Source organism: Clostridium sulfidigenes (assembly GCF_052067195.1).
GTDB classification, from domain to species: Bacteria; Bacillota; Clostridia; order Clostridiales; family Clostridiaceae; genus Clostridium_J; species Clostridium_J sulfidigenes.
This window is the reverse complement of sequence record NZ_JBQHQR010000023.1, coordinates 1-23626: the sequence shown is the minus strand read 5'-3', so window position 1 is coordinate 23626 and position 23626 is coordinate 1. Positions and strand designations below refer to the sequence as shown.

The 23626-nt window shown below is 31.1% G+C and carries 13 protein-coding genes and 1 riboswitch; of the genes, 10 read left to right on the top strand and 3 right to left on the bottom strand.

From position 1 onward, the window contains the following. Nucleotides 1–87: 87 nt before the first annotated feature. A riboswitch (Lysine riboswitch) is annotated at nucleotides 88–259 on the top strand. A gap of 140 nt (nucleotides 260–399) precedes the next feature. Continuing rightward, complete coding sequence (lysA, locus tag ACTNBA_RS18385; RefSeq protein WP_441075723.1) at nucleotides 400–1707, top strand: diaminopimelate decarboxylase; 1308 nt, start codon at nucleotides 400–402, stop codon at nucleotides 1705–1707. Nucleotides 1708–1821: 114 nt separating this feature from the next. On the opposite strand, the gene ACTNBA_RS18380 is transcribed toward lysA, so the two are convergent. Both ACTNBA_RS18380 and ACTNBA_RS18375 read right to left on the bottom strand, forming a co-directional pair. After that, nucleotides 1822–2043 carry a DUF2922 family protein gene (locus ACTNBA_RS18380; protein WP_150845716.1) on the bottom strand — a complete coding sequence of 74 codons (222 nt, stop codon included), beginning with the start codon at nucleotides 2041–2043 and terminating at the stop codon, nucleotides 1822–1824. Nucleotides 2044–2101: 58 nt separating this feature from the next. Further along, complete coding sequence (locus ACTNBA_RS18375) at nucleotides 2102–2326, bottom strand: DUF1659 domain-containing protein (protein WP_150845717.1); 225 nt, start codon at nucleotides 2324–2326, stop codon at nucleotides 2102–2104. A 189-nt stretch (nucleotides 2327–2515) separates the two neighbouring features. Here ACTNBA_RS18375 and ACTNBA_RS18370 point away from each other — a divergent pair, with 189 nt between their 5' ends. Both ACTNBA_RS18370 and hisS read left to right on the top strand, forming a co-directional pair. Beyond that, complete coding sequence (locus ACTNBA_RS18370; RefSeq protein WP_441075722.1) at nucleotides 2516–3574, top strand: DmpA family aminopeptidase; 1059 nt, start codon at nucleotides 2516–2518, stop codon at nucleotides 3572–3574. Nucleotides 3575–3927: 353 nt separating this feature from the next. Further along, nucleotides 3928–5244: a histidine--tRNA ligase gene (hisS, locus tag ACTNBA_RS18365; RefSeq protein ID WP_441075721.1), complete on the top strand. Its 1317-nt coding sequence runs from the start codon at nucleotides 3928–3930 to the stop codon at nucleotides 5242–5244. Nucleotides 5245–5339: 95 nt separating this feature from the next. On the opposite strand, the gene arsM is transcribed toward hisS, so the two are convergent. After that, nucleotides 5340–6131 (bottom strand): arsenite methyltransferase, encoded by a 792-nt coding sequence (gene arsM, locus ACTNBA_RS18360; RefSeq protein ID WP_441075720.1) that lies wholly within the window; start codon nucleotides 6129–6131, stop codon nucleotides 5340–5342. Between the two features lie 515 nt (nucleotides 6132–6646). Between arsM and ACTNBA_RS18355 the strand changes: the two genes are divergently transcribed. The 7 genes from ACTNBA_RS18355 (at nucleotide 6647) to ACTNBA_RS18325 (ending at nucleotide 23269) form a co-directional block, all read left to right on the top strand. Further along, nucleotides 6647–11299: a cell wall-binding repeat-containing protein gene (locus ACTNBA_RS18355; protein WP_441075719.1), complete on the top strand. Its 4653-nt coding sequence runs from the start codon at nucleotides 6647–6649 to the stop codon at nucleotides 11297–11299. Nucleotides 11300–11569: 270 nt separating this feature from the next. Further along, the gene (locus tag ACTNBA_RS18350; RefSeq protein WP_441075718.1) at nucleotides 11570–17704 is read left to right on the top strand and encodes a S8 family serine peptidase; all 6135 of its coding nucleotides are present in this window, start codon (nucleotides 11570–11572) and stop codon (nucleotides 17702–17704) included. 173 nt (nucleotides 17705–17877) lie between these two features. Continuing rightward, nucleotides 17878–18291, top strand: coding sequence for a hypothetical protein (locus ACTNBA_RS18345; RefSeq protein WP_441075717.1), 414 nt, complete (start codon nucleotides 17878–17880; stop codon nucleotides 18289–18291). Nucleotides 18292–18388: 97 nt separating this feature from the next. Then, nucleotides 18389–18895 (top strand): GNAT family N-acetyltransferase, encoded by a 507-nt coding sequence (locus tag ACTNBA_RS18340; RefSeq protein WP_346847472.1) that lies wholly within the window; start codon nucleotides 18389–18391, stop codon nucleotides 18893–18895. A gap of 263 nt (nucleotides 18896–19158) precedes the next feature. Then, on the top strand, nucleotides 19159–19317 hold the full coding sequence (locus ACTNBA_RS18335) for a hypothetical protein (protein ID WP_167403122.1): 159 nt from the start codon (nucleotides 19159–19161) through the stop codon (nucleotides 19315–19317). 398 nt (nucleotides 19318–19715) lie between these two features. Further along, the gene (locus ACTNBA_RS18330) at nucleotides 19716–21461 is read left to right on the top strand and encodes an ABC transporter ATP-binding protein (RefSeq protein WP_441075716.1); all 1746 of its coding nucleotides are present in this window, start codon (nucleotides 19716–19718) and stop codon (nucleotides 21459–21461) included. A 20-nt stretch (nucleotides 21462–21481) separates the two neighbouring features. Continuing rightward, nucleotides 21482–23269 (top strand): ABC transporter ATP-binding protein, encoded by a 1788-nt coding sequence (locus tag ACTNBA_RS18325; RefSeq protein ID WP_441075715.1) that lies wholly within the window; start codon nucleotides 21482–21484, stop codon nucleotides 23267–23269. Nucleotides 23270–23626 lie beyond the last annotated feature (357 nt).

Genomic DNA, 23626 nt, shown 5'->3' with positions numbered 1-23626 from the left:
ATGTTTGTTTAGTATTATATTATTAAGAAAATTAAAATATTTATCCCAATAAGTATTAAAATTAAATTTAGATAATTAAGAGATGTTATTTAGGGTAGAGGAGCTTTTACCAAAAGTATTCTTGAGAAGTGGGCACACGATGATACAAGAAGAAAGGGGAGAAAAGCCGAAGAGAATAACCTGGCAAGGATATACTCTGGGATAGTACAAAATATGTGCTATACTGCCACTATGAAAATAGTGGAGAGCTACAAAGTAACACCTGTTATGTTCATAGTGAATTAAAATGAGCGTGACAAAGGTGTTCCTTTGTCCGCCTTTTTTTATTTTGGTACATAAGTACCCAAATAAATATTACTCTCATAAACTTATAGTGGGGAGCTGAAAGGAGAATTTACTATGAACTTATTTGGAACAATGAATGTTAGAGAAAACAATCTTTTTGTGGGTGGAATTAATACTTTAGAGCTGGTTAAAAAATTTGGAACTCCTCTTTACGTCATGGATGAAGAGCAAATTAGAGATAACTGTAGAAGATATATGAAAGCCATGGGTGCAAAAATGAATGATAACAAAGTAGCCTATGCTGGAAAAGCATTTTTAACTAAGGCTATTGTTCAAGTTATAAAGAATGAAGGCCTATGCTTGGATGTTGTATCAGGAGGAGAAATTTACACTGCTATAGTCAGTGACTTTCCTATGGATAAAGTATATTTTCATGGAAATAATAAAACTATTGAAGAGATAAAACTAGGAATAAAAGCGGGTGTTGGAACCTTTATTGTGGACAATATGATGGAATTAGAGAATATTAATAATATATGTGAGGTTTATGGAAAAACTCAGGATATATTACTTAGAATAATTCCGGGAATTGAGGCACATACTCATGAATATATCAAGACTGGACAGATTGATTCTAAGTTTGGATTTACTCTTTTGGAGGATAATATATTTAGAGTAGTAAAGAGTATAAGTGAGCTTGAGAATATAAATTTAAAAGGACTTCACTGTCATATAGGATCGCAGATATTTGATATAGAACCATATAGAGAAGCTGTAAGGATTATGATTAATTTAATGAATAATATTAATAATCATTTTGAAATTAGTATGACAGAACTTAACCTAGGTGGAGGGTTTGGTATATATTATGGTGAAGGTGACGATCCCAAAACTATAGAGGAATATTGTGCTGGAATTTTAAATGAAGTAGAGAGTTGTAGTAGAAAGTTACAGATGAAGAATCCTAATATAATAATAGAACCAGGTAGAAGTATAGTTGGAAATAGTGGAATCACTTTATATACTATTGGAGGAGTTAAAGAAATTCCTAATATTAAAAAATATGTATCTGTAGATGGGGGAATGACAGATAATATAAGACCATCATTATATAGTGCACAGTATCAAGGATTAATAGCCAATAATGTAGAAAATAATGAAGAAGCTATGGTTACTATTTCTGGTAAATGTTGTGAATCAGGAGATGTATTAATTAATGATATAAGTCTTCCAAAGGTAAAAAAAGGTGATATATTAGCAGTGCTTTCTACAGGAGCCTATTGCTATTCCATGAGTAGTAATTATAATAAGATTCCTAAGGCGCCAGTGGTTTTAGTTGGAAAATTAGGACCAAGGCTCATATGTAAAAGAGAAACCTACGAAGATATGTTAAGAAATGAATTAGATTTAGACATTATATAGTAATTAATTTTAGCTTATAGCAAGAGACACAGGTGAAAGGAAATGAAAATATAAAAAGGGAGTGATATAAACACGAGGATACTGAAAAAGTACCCTCGTGCTTATCACTCCTTTTTAGTTACCTAATGGGTGTTCAGTAGTGCTAGTATCTACGGTTATAGCAGAAGTTTTAGAAACTAATTTTCCATTTTTGCTTTTAAATATTCCAGTTGATATAATATAGTCCATTATATTGTTAATTTCTGTAGGTGATATACTGTCTTTAACAGAGTTAACTGTAAGATTAAATTTATTTTCCGTTTCATCCTTAAAGGTCATAACTAATTTTTTTTCCATTATTAATCCTCCTTATTTTTTAGAATTATAATTATGAGAGAGTAGAAATTTTTTATCTTTAGCCTTCATTCAAAGTATAATCATCTAGTTTTTTAATTTCTGTAGGTTCACTTATTAGTACAGATCCAATTACTATGCCTAAATTGTAGACTTCTTCATCAGTAGCAGATCCACTTACCTTTGAAAATTTTTGACTTTGAATTTTCGGACTACCATCCTGGTTTTGCCCCTTTGTATATTTAATAACTAAGGCTGTATTATTTTTAGTATTTGTTATTGCCATAGTATCAACTCCTTTCAATGAACATATATGCCTTTGAAGATAAAAGTGGAAAATAATTATAAAACTTTGAAATTTAGAAAGATAATATAGTAAAATTAAGAAGATGAATATTTAATAAGTCATTATTTAAAAATATATAGATAAGTGTATAGAGTGTTATAATAAGTGATTTGAATTTAGGAGGAAATAATGAAGAGAATTAGAGATTATGAAGTTACTGTAGGAAAATTACAAAGGGGAGAAAAAAATAAGATTACTGATGTAAAAGGAGTAAGGGTAGGTCATGTTACATTAAAATATGGAGATGTAAACACAGGAGTAACAGCTATATTACCCCATGATGGAAATCTATTCAGGGATAAAGTATATGGAGCTGTTCACGTAATAAATGGTTTTGGAAAGACTGTAGGAACCATACAATTAGAGGAGCTTGGAACAATTGAAACACCAATTATGCTTACAAATACTTTAAATGTAGGGACAGTAAGTCAAGGATTAGTCAGATATATGCTTTCAATAAACACTGATATAGGTGTTGAAACAGGAACTATTAACCCTATAGTTGGAGAATGTAATGATGGGTATCTAAATGATATTAGAGGACTTCATGTTAAAGAAGAGCACGTATTTGAAAGTATAAATAATGCATCTACAGATTTTTTAGAAGGAGCAGTAGGAGCAGGAACTGGAATGAGTTGCTTTGGGTATAAGGGTGGCATAGGATCTTCTTCTAGAAAAATAAATATAAAAGATGAAGAATATACACTAGGTGCATTGGTACTATCGAATTTTGGAATCAAGGAAGATTTTATACTTAATAACAATGATATAAAACCTATGTTATATGGGAATAATATAGATATAAATGTAACTAACTCAAACTGTAATATAGATAATTTGGAAAAGGGATCTATTATGATAATTTTAGCTACAGATGCTCCACTATCACCAAGACAATTGAAAAGAGTTGCAAAGAGAAGTATTGTGGGTATAACAAGATTAGGTTCTTATCTTGGAAATGGAAGTGGTGATATAGCAATTGCTTTTAGTACAGCTAATAAAATTAAACATTATGAGGAATGTGTAACTAGTAAAGTTAATGTAATTAATGAAAATTATATCGATTTCTTTTTTAGAGCAGCTGCAGAAGCTGTAGAGGAGTCAGTTCTAAATTCTCTAATTACGGCCGACACAGTTATTGGTCGAAATGGAAATAGAAGAGATGGATTATCTAAATCCTTAGATTAATAAACAGGATTGTATATAAGAATTAGAGTATAAGTCACTTAAAATTATTGACATGAAATATATTAAATGATAAATTGTTTATAATAGGATTTATTTACACGGGAGATGGTTGTAGTGAAATACTTGTCAAATAGAAAATATGAACATCATCATAGATGCAAGGTCTTATAATTATGGTTTTAAAATTAAGCCATAGATAGGGCCTATTTGTGCGAAGGCAAATGTATCTATGGAGTTATTGAGTTTTATATCTCTAAGGATACTAGTTGTCTTTAGAGATTTTTTTATAGTATGAAAGCTTCAGATTTTCAGATGAATATTATATAAGTTTTATAAATTAAGGAGAGATTGATATGAGTACAAAAATAACAAAGCCTAGTATATTGCCAGGATTTATGGAGCTTACTCCAAGAGAGCAAGTAGCCTTTAATAATGTTTATGATGTCATTAGAAGAAATTATGAGTCTTTTGGATTTCTACCTATAGACACTCCTATAATTGAAAAAAGTGAAGTATTACTTGCTAAAACAGGTGGAGACACAGAAAAGCAAATATATACTTTAACTAAGGGTAGTACAGAGATGGCATTAAGATTTGACTTAACAGTACCACTTGCACGTTATGTAGCTCAACACATGGAAGAAATAGCCTTTCCATTTAAAAGATATCAAATTGGAAAAGTTTATAGAGGTGAGAGGAATCAGAGGGGTAGATTTAGAGAATTCTATCAATGTGATGTAGATGTAATTGGCAATGGAGCATTAAGCATAGTAAATGATGCTCAGATTCCTAGTACTATATATAAAATATTTAAAGAGTTAGGCTTTGATAACTTTAAAATAAGAATTAATAATAGAAAAATCCTAGATGGGTTTTTAAGAAGTTTAGATATAGATAATTATATAGAGGTATTAAGAGTCGTAGATAAAATTGAAAAGATTGGAGAAGCCAAGGTCAGAGAAGAATTAGAGGAATATATAAAAACCAGTGAAGGAATAGATGAGGTTATTAAATTTATAACTATAGAAGGTAGCAATGAGGAGAAGATTCAGTTCTTAAAAAATAGTTCAGTGACCAACGAAAGATTTTTAGAAGGTGTTGAAGAATTAGAAACTGTAAATAAGTATATAAAAGCTTTTGGAATTCCTGATAAAAATTATGTAGTTGACTTTAAGATAACTAGAGGATTAGATTATTATACTGGAACAGTATATGAAACATTCTTAGATGATTATCCAGAATTTGGTTCAGTGTGTTCAGGTGGGAGATATGATGATTTAGCCCAGTTCTATACTGATAAAAAACTTCCAGGAGTTGGTATATCTATTGGATTAACAAGATTATTCTGGAGTTTTATGGAAAGTAATATTATAGATTTAGATAGTAATTCACTTATAGATGTTTTAGTGATACCAATGGATGAAGATTTTGATTATGGTATTGAAGTTTGTAATCAATTAAGACAATCTGAGATTAAAGTTGATATTTACCTTGAAGGTGGAAAGTTTGCTAAAAAAATGAAATATGCAAATAAATTAGCTATACCATATGTTATTATCATTGGTGAAGATGAGAAAACATCTAATAAAATACTTTTAAAAAATATGGAAAATGGTGAGCAACAATTAGTATCTACAGAAGAATGTATTTCAATTTTAAATAGTAGATAATTATAATGGTAGTATTAAAATCTAATAAATGATATAACATTTTTAGTGTAAAAATGATTAGAGTCAATTAACTCTAATCATTTTTTATTTAAGTATTATTTAAATGCTTTTATATATGAAGACATTATGTATTCTCCAACTTTAAGATTATGTCCCCACTTTTCCTCATATTCCTTAGGAACGGCTTTAGTAGTTATATTAATTTCTTTAAAACCTGAGTTTTTTAAGTATACTTCTAATTCTTCAACTGAAGAAGCACCGGTAACTCACCCGCAATATAAGGATTCATCCGCCTTCATGTCCTCTGTAAGTTCTCTCATTAAAACTATATCAGAAATTGCAATACGTCCACCAGGTTTTAGAACTCTATATATTTCATCATAAACCCTTTGTTTATTTGGAGATAGATTTATAACACAGTTAGAAATAACTACATCCACAATGTTGTCTGCTACAGGTAAGTTTTCAATCTCGCCAAGTCTAAAATCTATATTTTTATAGCCGTTTTGAGAGGATGCCATTCGAGCTTTTCTTAACATTTCATGAGTCATATCAACTCCAATTACAAAACCCTTAGGACCCACCTTTTTTGAAGCTAGAAAACAATCAAAACCACCGCCGCTTCCCAAATCCAAAAGAGTTTCATTAGGACTTAATTTAGATATAGAAAGAGGATTACCACAGCCAAGCCCCATATTTACTCCTGAAGGTACAGAGTTTATTTCTTCTTCAGAGTACCCTATTTTATTTGAAATTTCTACTGCGGACTTTCTAAGAGATATTTTATTAGTGTTACAGCAACTATTATTATCTGTCTTTCCGAGAGCTATGTTTTTATAGCTTTCACGAACAGCATTTTTTATTAGTAAGTTTTTATTTGAATTCATATAAAACTCTCCTTAATTATTTATTAATAGTAGGTTAAGCAATAATTAGTAGATTATGCATTTTATTATACTATAAAAAAAGGCTTATTTATACTAAATAATAGATAAAATGGATGAATATAAAATAAATCAAGATGATTTATAATCATAATTTAATTATAAAATCAAGGAATATATAGTTAATAAAATATAAACTTCAAATAAAGTTACAAATGATTAGATATACGAAATTAAAATTTTTGCTATACTTTATTTTAAAAACAATGTAGATATTTGGATTATTGTGGATTTATATGTTAAAAAAATACAAAATGTATGGATAAAAAAACAATAAAAACTATTTTTATGTAATATATTCGTGTTTATGGAAGAAAAATCAGATAATTTTTTTATTGAAATAAATTCTTATACTGTTAATATATTCTTAAAAGTATATAAAATAATTAACATAAGTTAATAAGTTTATATACATATCATATAAGGTTAAGAAAATTATATATCAAGGGGGTAATTTAATGAACTTTAAAAAGGGCATATCTGTTGGACTAGCTATATCTTTAGTGTTAGGTTCAACAATGACAGCTTTTGCATCGCCTAATGAACTAGTTAAGTCATTGGGAGAAAGCAAAGAAAAACTAATGGTATTACAGGCTCAGATTAAACAAGAACCAGCACTTCAAACAATTAAAGATTCTGATGAAGTTAGGGTTATAGTAGAGTTAGACAGTGAGGCTGTACTTGAAAAGGCTACTAAAAAGGGGATAAAACTTGATGAAATGAGTAAATTTGAAGTTGGTAAACTTCAAAACCAAGTTTTAAAAGAACAACGTTCATTACAAAGTAAGATCAGTTCTAAAGGAATTAAATTTGAAGTTATAAATAGCTTTACTAATGTAGCTAATGGATTTAGTGTAAAAACTACTCTAGGACAAGCTAAAAAACTTGAAAGTGTGGCTGGAGTTAAGTCAGTTACTATTGCTAATGAATATGAAAGACCAGAGCCTATGATGAACAATAGTGGTGAAATCATAAAAACAAAGCAAACCTGGGCTAGTGGATACAATGGAGAAGGTACAGTAGTAGCAGTTATTGATACTGGTGTGGATTCAACACATAAAGATATGGTACTTACAGCTCAAAATAAAGCTGAACTTCAAGTAGATGAAGTACAAGCTATATCTAAGGAAAAGAAATTACCAGGTACCTATAGAACCACAAAGGTTCCTTATGGATACAACTATATGGACAATAACCAAGAAATCTTAGATTTAGGTCCAGATGCTTCAATGCATGGAATGCACGTTGCAGGAACAGTAGGAGCTAATGGAGATACTAATAAGGATGGAATTAAAGGAGTTGCTCCGGAAGCACAAATCCTTGCAATGAAGGTATTTGGTAATGACCCAGCTATGGCTTCTACCTTTGGTGATGTTATAGTTAAGGCTATAGATGATTCTGTACTTCTAGGCGCAGATGTTATTAATATGAGTTTGGGTTCAACAGCATCCTTTGTAGATGATACAGATTTAGAGCAAGTTGCTGTTAATAGAGCTGTAGATAATGGTGTAGTTATGGCAATATCAGCAGGAAACTCTAATGTGTTTGGAAATGGATATGATAATCCATATGCTGAAAATCCTGACTATGGTGTTGTTGGTTCTCCAGGGTTAGCAACAGATTCTCTTCAAGTAGCGTCTATAGAAAACAATGTGGTTACTGGATATGGACTAGAATTTTCAATTGATGGACAAAAGAATATAGCTCCATATACTTCATCAGGAACAGATATTTTATCTGTATTTAAAGGACAAGAACTTAAAGCTGTAGATTGTGGATTAGGTGGATTACCAGAACACTTCCCAGCAGAAGTAAAAGGTAATTTAGCCTTGATCGAGCGTGGTGGTTATAACTTTACAGATAAAATAGCTAATGCTGAAGCAGCAGGTGCTACTGCAGTTATAGTATATAATAATGCTAGTGGTGGAGAAGGACTTATAAGCATGATGTATCCAGAGGGTGGTACAATTCCAGCGTTGTTTATAGGAAATTCATTTGGTGCTAAAATTGCTACACAACTAAAAACTTCAGAAGTTAAGGTTGTAGCCAATGGTAATACTATATCAGTTCCTAATACAGTTAAAGGAAGTATGTCAGATTTTACATCTTGGGGAACTACTCCAGATTTAGAGTTTAAACCTGAAATTACTGCACCAGGTGGTAATATATGGTCAACATTAAATAATAATAAATATGGAAACATGAGTGGTACATCTATGGCATCACCACATGTAGCAGGTGGATCAGCATTAGTACTTCAAAGAGTAGATAAAGAATTTAAATTAACTGGTGAAGCAAGAGCTAAAATGGCTAAAAAGTTAATGATGAGTACAGCTATAGCTCATGTAGATAATGGAGCAAATCAGGCAGCTGGAGTAGTTGCAGGACCTAACTATACATCACCTAGAAGACAGGGTGCAGGAGTTATGGATCTTCAAGCTGCTACTACTACACCAGCTATAGTTACAGATACAACTACTGGTGAATGTAAGGTTAATTTAAAAGAAATTAAGGATAACAAGGCTACATTTACTATAGAAGTTCAAAACTTTAGTGATAAAGAATTAACTTATAATGTGGCAGGTACTGTTCAAACAGATTTAGTAGATGATCAATACACTTATTTGGAAGCACAAAATATAATTAATAAAGATACTAAAAAATTCCCAATATCTTTTAGTAATAATACAATTAAGGTAGCTAAAAATGGAAAAGCTCAACTTACTGCTACTGTAGATTTAAGCAATACTATAACAGCATTTAATAAAGCATCCATTGAAGATGTTTTTGTAAATGGTGGATATGTTGAGGGATTTGTAAATTTAACTGATCCTACAGATACAAACCCAACTTTAAGTATTCCATATCTAGGATTTAAAGGTGAATGGGATAAAGCTCCAGCTATAGATGCATCAATCTATGAAACAAAAAGAGCTTCTTTCTATGGGGTTACATCTATAGTTAATGATAATTTAGATTTCCTAGGTGTAGATTTATCAGGTAAAAATACAGATGGTAATAAAGTTGCATTCTCACCAAATGGTGATGGTGCAAATGATGCAATATTACCTGTTCTTTCTTACTTAAGAAATATGAAGGAATTAGATATAGAAGTATTAGATAAAGATGGAAAAGTTATAAGAAATTTAACTCAAGATTTCAATGTAAGAAAGCATTACCATGATGGAAAATACGATAAGTATAGTATCCGCAAAGATGCTACTTGGGATGGAACTGTTAACAATAAGGTAGTTGCAGATGGTGCATATACTTATAGAGTTAAAGCAAAAGTAGATTATGAAAATGCTAAGTGGCAAAACTTTGACTTTAAGGTAAATGTTGATACAAAGGCACCTGCAGTTAATAAAGTTAATTATAATAAAGATACTAAACAACTAGAAGTAATTGCAGAAGACAATAATAAGGGTCATGTTTACAAGTATGTGCTTATTAGTGATGGTAAAGTAGAAGAAGAAAATGCAACAGGAAAATTTGATTTAAGTGAATTAGATTATAAAAAGTGTTCTGTAGAAGTTTATGATTATGCACAAAATAAAACGTCTATTAAAGTAACAGAAGCAACTACAGGAGAATATAAGGAGCCTACAGGAGCAGCACAAGGAGATACTACAATTCCTACAGTAATGGTTGAAGGACCAGAATTCTTTGGAGTATCAAATAGTGGTAAGATAGTTGTTGAAGGTACTGTAAAGGATGCTTCAGCTATAGCAGAGTTTACTGTAAATGGAAAGAATGTACCATTAACCTTTGATACTCATAGTGGTCTTTGGAATTTCTCAACTGAAGTAGAATTAAAAGATGGATATCATAGCATTATGGTTGCTGCTAGAGATGCTGCAAATAATAAAATAGAATTTGCTCATAAATTGTTTGTAGATACTACAGCACCAGTAATTAACCTTGAAGCTGTACCATCTGAAACTACTAAAGATTCAGTAATTATTTCTGGTAAAATAAACGATAACCTACCAAGCTTAAAAGTTAAGGTAAATGGTAATGTTGTTAAAACAATAGCACCAGATTGGTCATACTTTAATGATTTAGAAAGTGCTAAATATGATTTAGCTTATGAAGTAAAATTAGCTGAAGGTGAAAACAAGATTTCTGTTGAAGCTATAGATGATGCAGGAAATACAACTGTTAAGGAAATAACTATTAAAAAGGTTAAAAAGATTGTTGAGTCTACTGGTAGATTATATGGAAAAGATAGATATGCAACAGCAGTAGAAGTTAGTAAGACTGGTTGGAAGAAGTCAGATATGGCTGTAATAGCTAATGGAACAGCTTATGCTGATGCTTTAGTAGCAGCACCTCTTGCAGCAAACTACGATGCACCAATATTATTAACTGAAGCTGGTAAATTAACTGAAGCTACGAAGACTGAATTAAAGAGATTAGGTGTTAAAACAGTTTATGTAGTAGGTGGAACAAGTGTTATATCTGAAGCTACAGTTAAAGAGATGGCTAAGATGGGAATTGATGTAGTAAGATTAGGTGGAGCAAATAGATATGAAACCTCACTAGCAGTGGCTACACAGATAGATAGACAAAAGAATGTTGAGAATATCTATGTAGCAGGTGGATATGCTCCAGCAGATGCATTAACTATTTCATCTAAAGCAGCTACAGATAAGACTCCAATAATATTAGTTGAAGCTAAAAAGGTTCCTAAGAAAGTGTTAGCATGGCTTAAGAATCAAAAACTTAAATCAGCTTATGTTATAGGTGGAGAAACTGTGGTTAAGAACTCAGTTATGAAAGATTTAAATAAAATCACATCTGAGGATATAGCTAAAAATAGAATAGGAGGAGCAGATAGATACGAAACTAATGCATTAGTTATAGAAAAATTATTTGCAAAAGAGCAAAAAAATATGTATGTAACTGAAAGCATGAAGTTAGTAGATTCTCTAGTAGTTGCACCTCTAGCAGCTAAAACAGGTTCCCCAGTTATAATAACTAATTCTAATTTATCTGATAAACAAAAGTCTTTAGCAGATAAGATGTTAGTTAAGAAAGTAGTAGAAGTTGGTGGACAGGTTAATAAAGCAGCTGTACAAGACTTAGTAAATAGAATAAATAATAAATAAAATAAGAGAATAGTAAAATATCCTAGGTAGTAATGCCTAGGATATTTTTTATGTAAAATATAATTTAAATATATTGTAGTTATTTATATTTTAGTACACGTATATGTTTAAAAATCCCAAATTATAAATCGCATAGGATATAAACATTTTTTTTATGTAGTAAAAGTGAGAAATACAAAGAAATAATCCTCTTGAAATAAATACATCGAATGTTAAAATATTCTTATAAGTGTAAAAATTTTACATTAAAATTATATAGGGGGGATATGTATGAAAAGTGATAGGTTAAGGCGTATCATGGCAGGAATTTTTACTATTAGCGTAATGACAACATCTGTATTTACTACAAATGGATTTGTAGCATATGCAGATAATAATGAATTGCATATTGATGTCAGTAGAGCGCATTCAATTACTAGAGGGGAAAAAACAATATTAAGCTCTATAACAGATTCTCAGTCAAGCAGTGAATTGGATTCACTATATAAATCTGATGATGAGGTAACTATTATTGTTGAATTAGAGGACAAGCCTCTAATTGAATATTATTCAGCAGAGAAGACATCTGATAATGTATCATCTTTTATCACATCAGCAAAATCTCAAGGAATTAATAACAAATTATTGAAAGAACAAGAAGTTGTAACGAAAAGAATTTTGAAAGAAGTTCCTATAGTTGTGGAACAAGAATACACTGTGGTAATGAATGGATTTTCCTTAACTGCTAAATACGGTGATTTAGATACCATTAAGGCAGTTAAAGGAGTAAAAAATGCATTTGTTTCAACAATTCACTATTTACCAGAACCAGAAGTTGGCCATGAACCAACTATGAAAAATAGTAGTGAAATTATTAGTTCTACTGAGGCTAATAAAGCAGGATATACAGGTAAAAATATGGTTGTTGCAGTGTTAGACACTGGACTAGATGTTAATCACGAAGCCTTTAAAAATAGTCCAGAAGACATAAAGTACACAGAAACTGAAATTATTGACCTTATGAATTCTAAATATACAAATGCAAAGGGTAAGATATATAAGAGTGAAAAGATTCCTTTTGCCTATGATTATGCAGATAAAGATAATGATGTAAAGGATTTACAAAGTCATGGTACTCATGTAGCTGGAACAGTAGGGGCTAATGGTGAAAATTTAACTGGAGTTGCCCCAGATGCACAACTTATGATTATGAAAGTATTTAGTGATAAGTCTAGTGGGGCAAGAGATAGTGATATTTTAGCAGCATTAAACGATGCAGTAGCATTAGGTGCAGATGCAATTAATATGAGTCTTGGTTCAGGGGCTGGATTTACAGCAGAAGCTGAAGAGGTAATTAATAAAACCTATGATAGAGTAGCAGAAGCAGGAATAAATTTAATGTGTGCAGCAGGAAATGACTATAGTTCAACTTATAATTCTAATTTAGGAATAGATCTTCCATTAGTATCTAATCCAGATAATTCTATGGTGGGATCTCCATCAACCTATAATGCTGCCACATCAGTTGCAAGTATTAATAACAGCAAAATAATTGGAGCATATATATTAGCAGGTGAAACAAAAATAAGATATACAGATGCAAATGAGGGAACTAGTAAAGAATTTAATTCTCTTGAAGGCGACTCAGTAGAATATGTAGTTATTCCAGGTATTGGCACAGTAGATGATTTTAAAAATATTGATGTAAAGGGTAAAATAGCTTTAGTAAAACGTGGAACCATAAATTTTACAGAGAAAGAGACTAATGCTGTTACTGCAGGAGCATCAGGAATTATTGTTTATGACAATGCTCCAGGAAACCTATTAAATATGAAGACTGATGGTAAAATACCAGCTATTTTTATTTCAAAGGAACATGGTGAAATCCTCGTTAATAAGTCAGAAAAAAACATTTCTATATCAAAATCATATAAGGAAGCCTTTGATTCAATTTCCAAAGGTCAAATGTCTGACTTTTCATCTTGGGGTGTAAGTCCAGATTTGAAATTAAAACCAGAAATAACAGCTCCGGGAGGAGACATATACTCTACATTACCAGGAGGAGTTTATGGTTCAATGAGTGGTACATCAATGGCTACCCCTCATATGGCTGGTGCTTCTAGCTTAGTGAGACAATATATAAATGAAAAGTTTCCTTCTTTAACAATGAAGGAGAAAGAATTATTAGCAACACAATTGTTGATGAGTACAGCAATTCCTGCAACTGATCCAGATGGCGTTGCATATTCACCACGTAAACAAGGTTCTGGAGTTGCTAATATTTATAGTGCTGTAAAAACATCAGCATACTTAATTGGAAGTGATGGAAAACCAAAGGCTGAATTGGGTGATAGTACATCTGGTGAATATTCTTTCAAATTTAGTGTAAAGAACACATCAGATTTGCCAGTTAAGTATACTGTAGATACTACAGTTTTAACAGAAAAAATATTGGCTACAGATGAAGGCAAATTCTTTGCACAAGCTTCTGAAGAATTAGATGCATCTAAGGTAAGTGTTACATTAGAAGGAGTAGAGGGAAATATTATAACAGTAGATGGAGGAAAAACAGAATCTATAAGTATTTCTTTAAAACTTACTGATAGTGCAAAGAAAGATTTAAAAGTCTGTAATAATGGAACTTTCATTGATGGTTTTGTTACACTTATATCTGAAAATGCGGATAAGATTAATTTGAATTTGCCATTTGTAGGTTTCTATGGAGATTGGCAAGCTATACCAATATTTGATAACGATTTATACGATGATGAAACAGCAGCTATGTATGAAACTACTCTTGGATATTTCAATAGAACTACTTGGAAAGGAAGTTACCTAGGGGTAAATCTTTTCAATGGGAAGGATAAACCTGTAATAGCTGATGAAAATAAGATTGCTATAGGACCAAATATTAACGGCTCTTATTCTGTAAATGCAGTAGTTGGATTATTGAGAAATGCAGAAGAAGTAAGTTACACAGTAACTGATAGCAAAGGCAATGAAGTTTATAAAAATAAGGCTGGAAAAGAAACTAAATCCTTCTATGATGGAAATAGTGGTATCATTACCTATGCAGTAGATGGTGCTGGTTGGGATAGTATGAATAGTAAGGGAAATAAGCCTCTTGAGGATGGAGTTTATACTTATAAAATAAGTGGAATACCAGTAGGTGGGGATGAAAAGGATTTACAAGAGATTAAATTCCCAGTTACAATTGATACACAAGAACCAGAATTGATAAATACAAAAATTCAAACAATTGATGGAGTAAAATATCTAACTATAACTTTAAAAGATAATCATTACTTACAAGGTATGCAATTAGTAGATGAAAAAGGAGATCCTTTAACAGAAATTATTGTGTTAGATAAGGATAAAACAGGAAGTGAATATGAACAAATATTTAAGATAGGTGACTTAAATATGGAATCAGTAAAAGTCGTAGCCGTGGATTATGCTATGAATTTCCTAGAAACTGATTCTATTGCATTATCTGAGGGAGATATTGCCCCTGAAAGTGTAACATTGAAGGATAGAAATCTTGAATTGGCAGAAGGCTCAGAATTTCAAATGAGTGCTAAAGTAAATCCTTATAATTCAAAGGATAAGACTTTAACATGGTCCTCTTCTAATGAAGATGTTGCAACAATAAGTGAAACCGGTTATGTTAAGGCTTTGACTAAAGGTGAAACCACAATTACAGTTTCTACAGTGAATGGAAAAACAGATTCTACTACATTAAAAGTTGTAGATAAAGATGAACTCACTACTGAATTAAAAGCGCCATATATAATTTATAGTGATGGTAATTATAAACTTCCAGCAGATTTAATAGATAAAACAGTTGTAATAAAAGATACAGCAAAATCAGTATCTATTGTTGGAAATAATACAAATACAAATATGAATCCATATTCTGGCGTAGACATAAGCTGTGAGGGAAATGTAGACCTTGTAATAAATAATTTCAATACAAAAGTAACTTCATTCTTTAAAAATGCAATTGAATTTAAAGGAGCTAAGAATACTCTAACATTAAAAGGTGATAATACCCTTACAAGTGTATCTGAGTACTCAGATAGAGCTATTATAAGTGCAGCTTATGGTACAGAGCTTGAAATATTAGGTAAGGGTACATTAAATGTAATAGCATCAAAAAATAATTATGGAGCATGTATTGGTGGCGGAAGTTCAGCAGAAATCATGGATTCTGGTACAATAAATATAAGTGATGGTGTTATTAATGCTACTACCTATGGATCAGGAGCAGCAATAGGCGGTGGATATGGCGGTATTGCTACTAATATAAATATAAGTGGTGGTAAGGTAACCGCTATTGCAGATGTTAAGAGCTATAATGGATCAGCAACTATAGGTAGTGGAGCAGGAGCTGAAAATATTGATAAATTACCTGGAACAATTAAAGTTGCTGGTGGTGAAATTAAAGCAATTAACTGTAGTAATGGCGCAACTATAGGTGATTGTAGTATGGGTAAGACAGATTACAATATATTAATTTCAGGTGGTAGTTTAAGCGCTGAATCAAATAGCAAGAGTACCTTAACTGCTGGAGCAGCCATAGGTTCAGGTGTTTCAGCTAAAGGTAAAATATCAATAAATATTTCAGGTGGTGTAGTAAATGCTACAACTACAAGTAGAGGTGCTGCCATAGGTGGAGGCTCTAAAAGTGAAGCTGGAACTATAAATATTGAAGGTGGTACCATTACTGCAACTTCAAGTAGTTATGGTGCAGCTATAGGTAGTGGTTATAGTGGTAAGAAACAAGATATAACCATATTAAAGGGTACAATAAAAGCTACAGCAACAGATAAAGGACAAGCAATAGGTAAAGGTGAAGGTGGAGAAGAGTGCACATTAAAAGGAATAAATGACTTAACTCCTTATATAGCAACAATTTCAGCACCTAATGTAACAAATGTTAAGGTTGATGGTGTGGATTGGAATATAACAAAAGGACATGAAGAAGACGAAAATATTTATTTATATCTAGTAGATAAAACTGAGCCATACAAAGTAGAAGTTTTAGCAGATGGTGTAAATAAGATGTTCCTTGTAACAGTAAAGGATGGTAAGACTAGTGTTGAAGAAATAGACATTACTCCTCCAAAAACTCCAACTATAGCTGAAGAGAATGGGTTAGTAACATTAACAGCAGCAGATGAAGATACAACAAAAATGGAATATAGCTTAGATAATAAAACCTGGACTGTCTATACAGAACCAGTAAAAGTTGATGAAAAAGCAACAATATATGTAAGAGCTATAGATAAAGCTGGAAATATAAGTGAAGTAGCACAGTATACAGTACCAGATAGGACAGCACCAGGAGTTCCAAAAATAAAAGAAGAAAAAGGCTTGGTAACATTAACACCAGCAGATGAAGACACTAAAGTTATACAATATAGCTTAGATGGTAAGGAATGGAAAGAATATAGTGAACCAGTACAGGTACCGGAAAAGTCAACTATTTATGTAAGAGCTATAGATGAAGCTGGTAATATTAGTGGGGTAATAACTTATACAATACCTGATATAACAGCACCGAAAGCTCCTGTTATTACTGATAAGGATGGCTTAGTAACATTAACAGCAGCAGATGAGGATACAGTGAAGATGGAATATAGCCTAGACAATAAAAACTGGGATACCTATACAGAACCAGTAGCATTAAAAGAACAAGAGACTATATATGTTAGAGCTGTTGATGAAAGTGGTAATATAAGTGCGATAGTATCCTATACATCTCCAGATGTAACAGCACCTAAGTCTCCGATTATAACTGAAAAATCTGGTGTAGTAACAATAAAAGCAGCAGACAAAGATACAGCAAAAATGGAATATAGCTTAGACAATAAAAACTGGACTATTTACACTGAACCAGTAAAAGTTGATGAAAAAGCAACAATATATGTAAGAGCTATAGATGGATCTGGTAATATAAGTGAATTAGCACAGTATACAGTTCCAGATAGAACAGCACCTAAGTCTCCAGTTATAACTGAGAAGGATGGTTTAGTAACATTAACTGCAGCAGATAAAGATACAGCAAAAATGGAATATAGCTTAGACAATAAAACTTGGACTATCTATAAAGAACCAGTAAAGGTTGAGGAAAAGGCAACAATTTATGTAAGAGCTATAGATGAAGCTGGTAATGTAAGTGCAGTAGTAGAATATAAAATGACAGAGAAACCAGAAAAGCCAGAAAATCCGGAAAAACCAGAAAAACCAAGTAATCCAAGTACAGGAAAACCAAGTACAGGAAAACCAAGTAATCCAGGTACTCCAAGCAAACCAACAGGTAAAATACCACAAACAGGTGGTATGGTTGGAAGTGGTGTAATGGCCTTAGGAGGTATAATTACCGTTGCAATTGGATCATTAGTTTTAAAAAGAAAAAAATAATTAAAATTAACAAATAAACAAAAGAAAATATAATATAAAACAAAAGACTGAAATAGATAAATTAACTATTTCAGTCTTTTAATATGATTTAATATATAAAAATCTATATAGGATTTAATATCTATATCATTATATATATGGTATAATTGTATTAAAATGTTAAGGAGGATATCATGTATATAGTAGTAGGACTAAATATATTGTTAGTTTTTATAGCGGTAATTTATATGGTGAAAAATATACTTATTAACTACAGATTATCTGAAAGTGGATTTAAAAATGGATGTATTGCTATACTTATTTGTATAATAGTATGGTTTGCTGGAAATGGAGCACTTGGTGGTATAAAAATAATAGAGGCAGAGGATACTTTAGAGTACATGGTTAATAATGAAGAAGATGTATCTGAAGAGTTAGATATAAATTCTGTTAAATTAACTATTGAAGGAGATAAAGAATACGTTAAGAAATATTCTTTAATTTCAGGAGTATCTTTTGTATTCTTTGTGTTATTAACAAAGAATATATCAAAAGAAATAAGGGAAAGACCTACCACAAGCAAATGGGACTTATCTAAGTATAAATAAAAGCATATTTACAAACTCCTATGTAAAGGGTTAATATAATTATAGAAAGTTTATTAACTTTCAAAATATAAAGATGTATTATAGGGGGATTTTTAACATGGAAGGTACAATAAAAACTAAAGTAGAAAATTATACTTTAAGATTTGCTGAAGAGAAGGACATACCTTTAATTCTAAAATTTATAAAGGAATTAGCTGATTATGAAAAGCTTTTAAATGAAGTAGTTGCTACTGAAGAAATTTTAATGGAATCATTATTTGTTAGAAAGGCAGCTCAAGTAGTAATTGGTGAGTATGAAGGTATACCAGTAAGTTTTGCATTATTTTTCCACAACTTCTCAACCTTCACAGGTAAACCAGGTTTATATTTAGAAGATTTATATGTGAGACCTGAAATGAGAGGAAAAGGAATGGGAAAAGCACTTCTTTCATTCTTAGCTAAATTAGCTGTAGAGAGAGATTGTGGTAGATTTGAATGGTGGTGTATTGATTGGAATGAACCATCAATAAAATTCTATAAGCAGCTTGGTGCAATACCAATGGATGAATGGACTGTATATAGAGTATGTGATAAAGCATTAACTAATTTAGCAGCAGAATTTTAATCAGAATAAGATATGAATAAATATTTAAAATTTTAATATATTATATGGTTTTTATATTTAAAGTTTTGATTTCTTAGCCACTATTTAATAGTGGCTATTTTTTTAAAAAGTTTAATTGAAAAAAATGATATATTTAATAAATTCAAAAAATTTAGAAAAAGTCATTGACATTATTTATATTAATTGTATATAATAAAAGGGTAGTAAAAATTAGTAAAACTAAATAAAACTAGAAAATAAATTTTAAAAAAGGAGGTAGGAAAATGTTAAACAATTTATTAGTAATCAGTGAAATGAATAGAAATAGAGTTAATGCTAGAGTCAATGTTGGCGCTGGCAATATTAATGGTGCATATAATCACATTTTACAATTTAATATTTGGAATATTACCCTGCCTCAGAATATAGGTTTAAAAGATTGATTTTTAACAAACTATTTTGTGAGAAAAGTCCTAGGGTAACCCGGGACTTTTTATATATTTATAAGGCTTTTAATACAATTATTTATACTAAGATAAGTAAGATATACATAAGCCTAAAATGAATTTTAATATTTAAGGATTAAATCCTTAGTATTATTCACGCTATAGATGATTTAAGTCATAGTCCTATATACCAAGAGGTATAGGACTATGACTTTTTTATTTTTATTTTTAATTATATCTATAGCAAATTTATAGACAGCAGAGTTTAACATGATTGGGGATTATATGACAAAAGGGAGGAAGTATTATGACTAAGAGGTGGCTTGTAGATACTAATTTTACACATTAAAACATAAGAGGTTAATAATAATAACCACATTGAAGGAGGGATTCAAGTGAAAAAAATCTTGAGTTATGTAAAAAATCATTTAGGGGTAGCTATATTTGGTATAGTTTCAATGATTCTGGTAATTTCAGCAGATTTAACAATTCCCTATGTAACTGAAATATTTATAGATGATGTACTTCGTGGTAAAAACTATGAAATTATAAATAAAATATTGTTTATTATAGGATGTATATCATTAATAAAGTTTTTCTTTGGATATTTAAAGGAGTACCTATTTGATTATTTAGGAATAACTATTTCTAAGGAAGTAAAGGAAACTTTATTTAAGCATATTGAAGGACTGTCCTTCTCTTACTTTGACAAAGTAAACACCGGTGAATTAATGTCAAGGGTTGGGGAAGATGCAGATAATATAATGGACATTATGGGCTTTGGATTTAGACTTTTAATAGAAAATATAGCCTACTTTGGTATAGCTTCAGTTCTATTATTAAGGATAAGTCCAACACTTACCGTAGTAGCTCTTTCTACTATGCCAATAATAGCATATATCACCATAAAATCTGAAAAGAAGATTGATGATGTATATGACCGAATAAGTGACCACATTGCAGAGCTAAATACTACGGCACAAGAAAATATTGCTGGAGTTAAGCTGGTTAAAGCTTTTGGAAGAGAAAAACATGAAATTCTTAAATTCTTAAAATACAATTCTAAAAACTTTGACTTACAAATGGAACATACAAAGATATGGATTAAGTTCTTCCCATTAGAGGAGTTCTTAGGGAATCTTTCTGTAGTTCTTGTAACCTGTGTAGGTGGAATTTTAGTAATCTACAATAAGATTACTGTAGGTCAATTGGTGGCATTCACTAGTTATCTATGGATGCTTATATGGCCAATGAGAGAATTTGGATGGCTTATGAATCTATTCTCTAGAACTAAGGCTTCAGCAGGAAAGATAAACAACATTTTAGAGGTAAGCACTACTATTGAAAATTCTAAAGAGGGAATTGTTCCACAGAATATAGAAGGTGAATTATCCCTTAAAAATGTATCTTTTACCTATGGAGAAAAGAATGTATTAGATAATATAAATCTTAATATTAAAGCTGGATCTACAGTAGCTATTATGGGTACTACAGGTTCAGGAAAGTCAACATTAATGGCACTCTTAGGAAGAAACTATGATGCTACAGAGGGACAAATAACTTTAGATGGTATAAATCTTAAGGATTTAAACTTAAAGGCTTTAAGAGATAGTATTTCTATAGTTCCACAAGATTCTTTTCTATTCTCTGATACTATTGAGAATAACCTTAAATATGGTAAGAACAATGCTACTAAAGAAGAACTAGAAAAGGCTGTAGAGCTTGCATGTGCAAAGGAATTTGTAGATGGACTCAAGGATGGATATGACACATTAATCGGTGAGAGAGGTCTTGGACTCTCAGGAGGTCAAAAGCAAAGATTATGTATAGCTAGAGCTTTGATAAGAGATAGCAAAATTTTAATTTTAGATGATTCAACTTCTGCTTTAGATATGGAAACAGAGTATCAATTGCTTAAAAATCTATACCATGGAGACACGAAGAAGACTACCTTTATCATTGCCCATAGAATATCAGCTGTAAAAAATGCAGATATGATTTTATATATGGAGGATGGAAAGATAGTAGAGAGAGGAAATCATCAAGAACTCTTAAATAAAAAAGGTAAGTATTTTGAGATATATCAAACTCAATTTAAAGATTTCTTAGAGTTGTCAGATGAAGATGTGGCTAACTTTTAAGAGAGAAAGAAGGTGCTAGAATGGCTAAAAATTCAGTTAATCAAGACGAAAAAATTAATAGTTTGAAGGGTCGGGATATACTATTAAGATTAGTGAAATATGTAAGACCCTATAAGTTAAAAGTATCTTTAGTGCTTTTTCTTATGCTTATAGTAATGGGTACAGGGCTTTTAAGCCCTATGCTTTTAAAAATTGCTATAGATAATTATATTGAAGTAAAAGATGTAGTAGGACTTATAGTTATAAGTCTAGGGTTAGTAGGAATAAATGTTATAGGTATGTATGCTAGTAAATTATCTACCTATCAAATGAATAAAACCACTCACAGTATACTGCATACTATAAGGCAAGAGCTTTATATTCATATACAAAAACTCTCCTTTTCCTTTTTTGACGATAGACCAGTAGGAAAGATTTTAGCGAGAGTTGTTGGAGACGTAAACTCTCTTTCAGAGCTGTTTTCAAAATCTGTTACTACAGTTATACCACAGGCACTAAATCTTATAGCTATAGGAGTAATACTTTTTGTAATGAATGCAAAATTGGCTATAGTTTCTATAATAATTTTACCAGTACTTGCAGTTGTAGTATCTACAATGATGGTAAAAGCTAGAGCTAAATGGCAGGTATTTAGACAAAAACGTTCTAATTTAAATGGCTTTACCCATGAATCTTTTTCAGGGATAAAGATTATTCAAAACTTCACCTTTGAAGGAGAAACTACTAAGAAATTTGAAAAAGCTGTAGGTGAGGTTAGAGATGGATTTTTATCAGCAGTTAAATATAATGACTGGCTTTGGTCTTTTATAGATATGTCCTTTGGAATAAGTTCCATCATAGTGTTTTGGTATGGAGCAACCTTAACTAGACGTGGAGAAGTTTCTATAGGAACCATAATAGCTTTTATATCATATACAAGTATGTTCTGGAGACCAATCATAAATATAGCTTCTTACTACAATACATTAGTTACTAACTTTGCAGCAGCAGAGAGAATATTTGAAATTATGGATGTAGTACCAACCATTGATGAGATGGAGGGAAGTGAAGATATGCCAACTATTAAGGGAGCAGTAGAGTTTAAAAATGTTTCCTTTGAATATGAGAAAGACGTTCAGGTACTTCACAATGTAAACTTTAAAATAAGACCAGGTGAAAATATCGCATTAGTTGGACCAACAGGGGCAGGAAAGACTACTATAACTAGCTTAATCAGTAGATTTTACGATACTACTGAAGGGGAAGTTTTAATTGATGGTAAGGATGTTTCTAAGGTCAATCTTTATTCCTTGAGAAGCCAAATGGGAATAATGCTTCAAGATACATTCTTATTCTCAACTTCTATTAAGGAGAATATTAGATATGGAAAATTAGATGCTACTGATGAAGAAATCATAGCAGCAGCAAAGGCAGTTAATGCCCATGAATTTATTATGAAGTTAGAAAAAGGATATGACACAGAAGTTAACGAAAGAGGTTCAAGGCTTTCAGTAGGACAAAGACAACTTATATCCTTTGCAAGAGCATTACTTGCAAATCCAAGAATTCTTATCCTTGATGAAGCAACATCTAATATAGATACAGCAACAGAAATATTAGTTCAAAAAGGTATAAATAAATTACTTCATGGAAGAACTTCCTTTGTAATTGCCCATAGACTTTCAACTATAAGAGACTGTGACAAAATTATGGTAGTAGATGATGGTGAAATTGTAGAGAGTGGAACCCATGAAGAATTATTAAAACTTAAAGGATTCTACTATAACTTATACATGGCTCAGTACAGTTTCTTAAATGAAGGAGCATAAGTGACCATCTAAATCTACGATTTAGATCTGGGAACTTACTCATTTGAACAAAGTGAAAAGGAGTGTCCTCGTGAATAATGCAAGAAAATAAAATTTATTGCTGATCTAATGTATGAATTAAAATTAAATTTTGCCTATGAGCTATGTAAATAGTTATATAGCTCCATAGGAAACTATTTATATATGAAACTATGGAACTATTTGTATATTTAAATAGTTCCATATATAACTATTTAAATATATAAATAGTTAACTAGCATTCCTGTTATAAAGCTAAATGAACTTTGAAAAAAAGAAACTCCACTGATAAAATACTGGGTATAAGGACTTGCAAGTCTTATCCCTAATTAATAATTA

Coding starts and splice junctions, on each gene's coding strand:
- hisS (WP_441075721.1), top strand. CDS start 3,928: ATGAGTACAAAAATAACAAAGCCTAGTATATTGCCAGGATTTATGGAG.
- ACTNBA_RS18340 (WP_346847472.1), top strand. CDS start 18,389: ATGGAAGGTACAATAAAAACTAAAGTAGAAAATTATACTTTAAGATTT.
- lysA (WP_441075723.1), top strand. CDS start 400: ATGAACTTATTTGGAACAATGAATGTTAGAGAAAACAATCTTTTTGTG.
- ACTNBA_RS18325 (WP_441075715.1), top strand. CDS start 21,482: ATGGCTAAAAATTCAGTTAATCAAGACGAAAAAATTAATAGTTTGAAG.
- ACTNBA_RS18345 (WP_441075717.1), top strand. CDS start 17,878: ATGTATATAGTAGTAGGACTAAATATATTGTTAGTTTTTATAGCGGTA.
- ACTNBA_RS18350 (WP_441075718.1), top strand. CDS start 11,570: ATGAAAAGTGATAGGTTAAGGCGTATCATGGCAGGAATTTTTACTATT.
- ACTNBA_RS18380 (WP_150845716.1), bottom strand. CDS start 2,043: ATGGAAAAAAAATTAGTTATGACCTTTAAGGATGAAACGGAAAATAAA.
- ACTNBA_RS18370 (WP_441075722.1), top strand. CDS start 2,516: ATGAAGAGAATTAGAGATTATGAAGTTACTGTAGGAAAATTACAAAGG.
- ACTNBA_RS18375 (WP_150845717.1), bottom strand. CDS start 2,326: ATGGCAATAACAAATACTAAAAATAATACAGCCTTAGTTATTAAATAT.
- ACTNBA_RS18335 (WP_167403122.1), top strand. CDS start 19,159: ATGTTAAACAATTTATTAGTAATCAGTGAAATGAATAGAAATAGAGTT.
- ACTNBA_RS18355 (WP_441075719.1), top strand. CDS start 6,647: ATGAACTTTAAAAAGGGCATATCTGTTGGACTAGCTATATCTTTAGTG.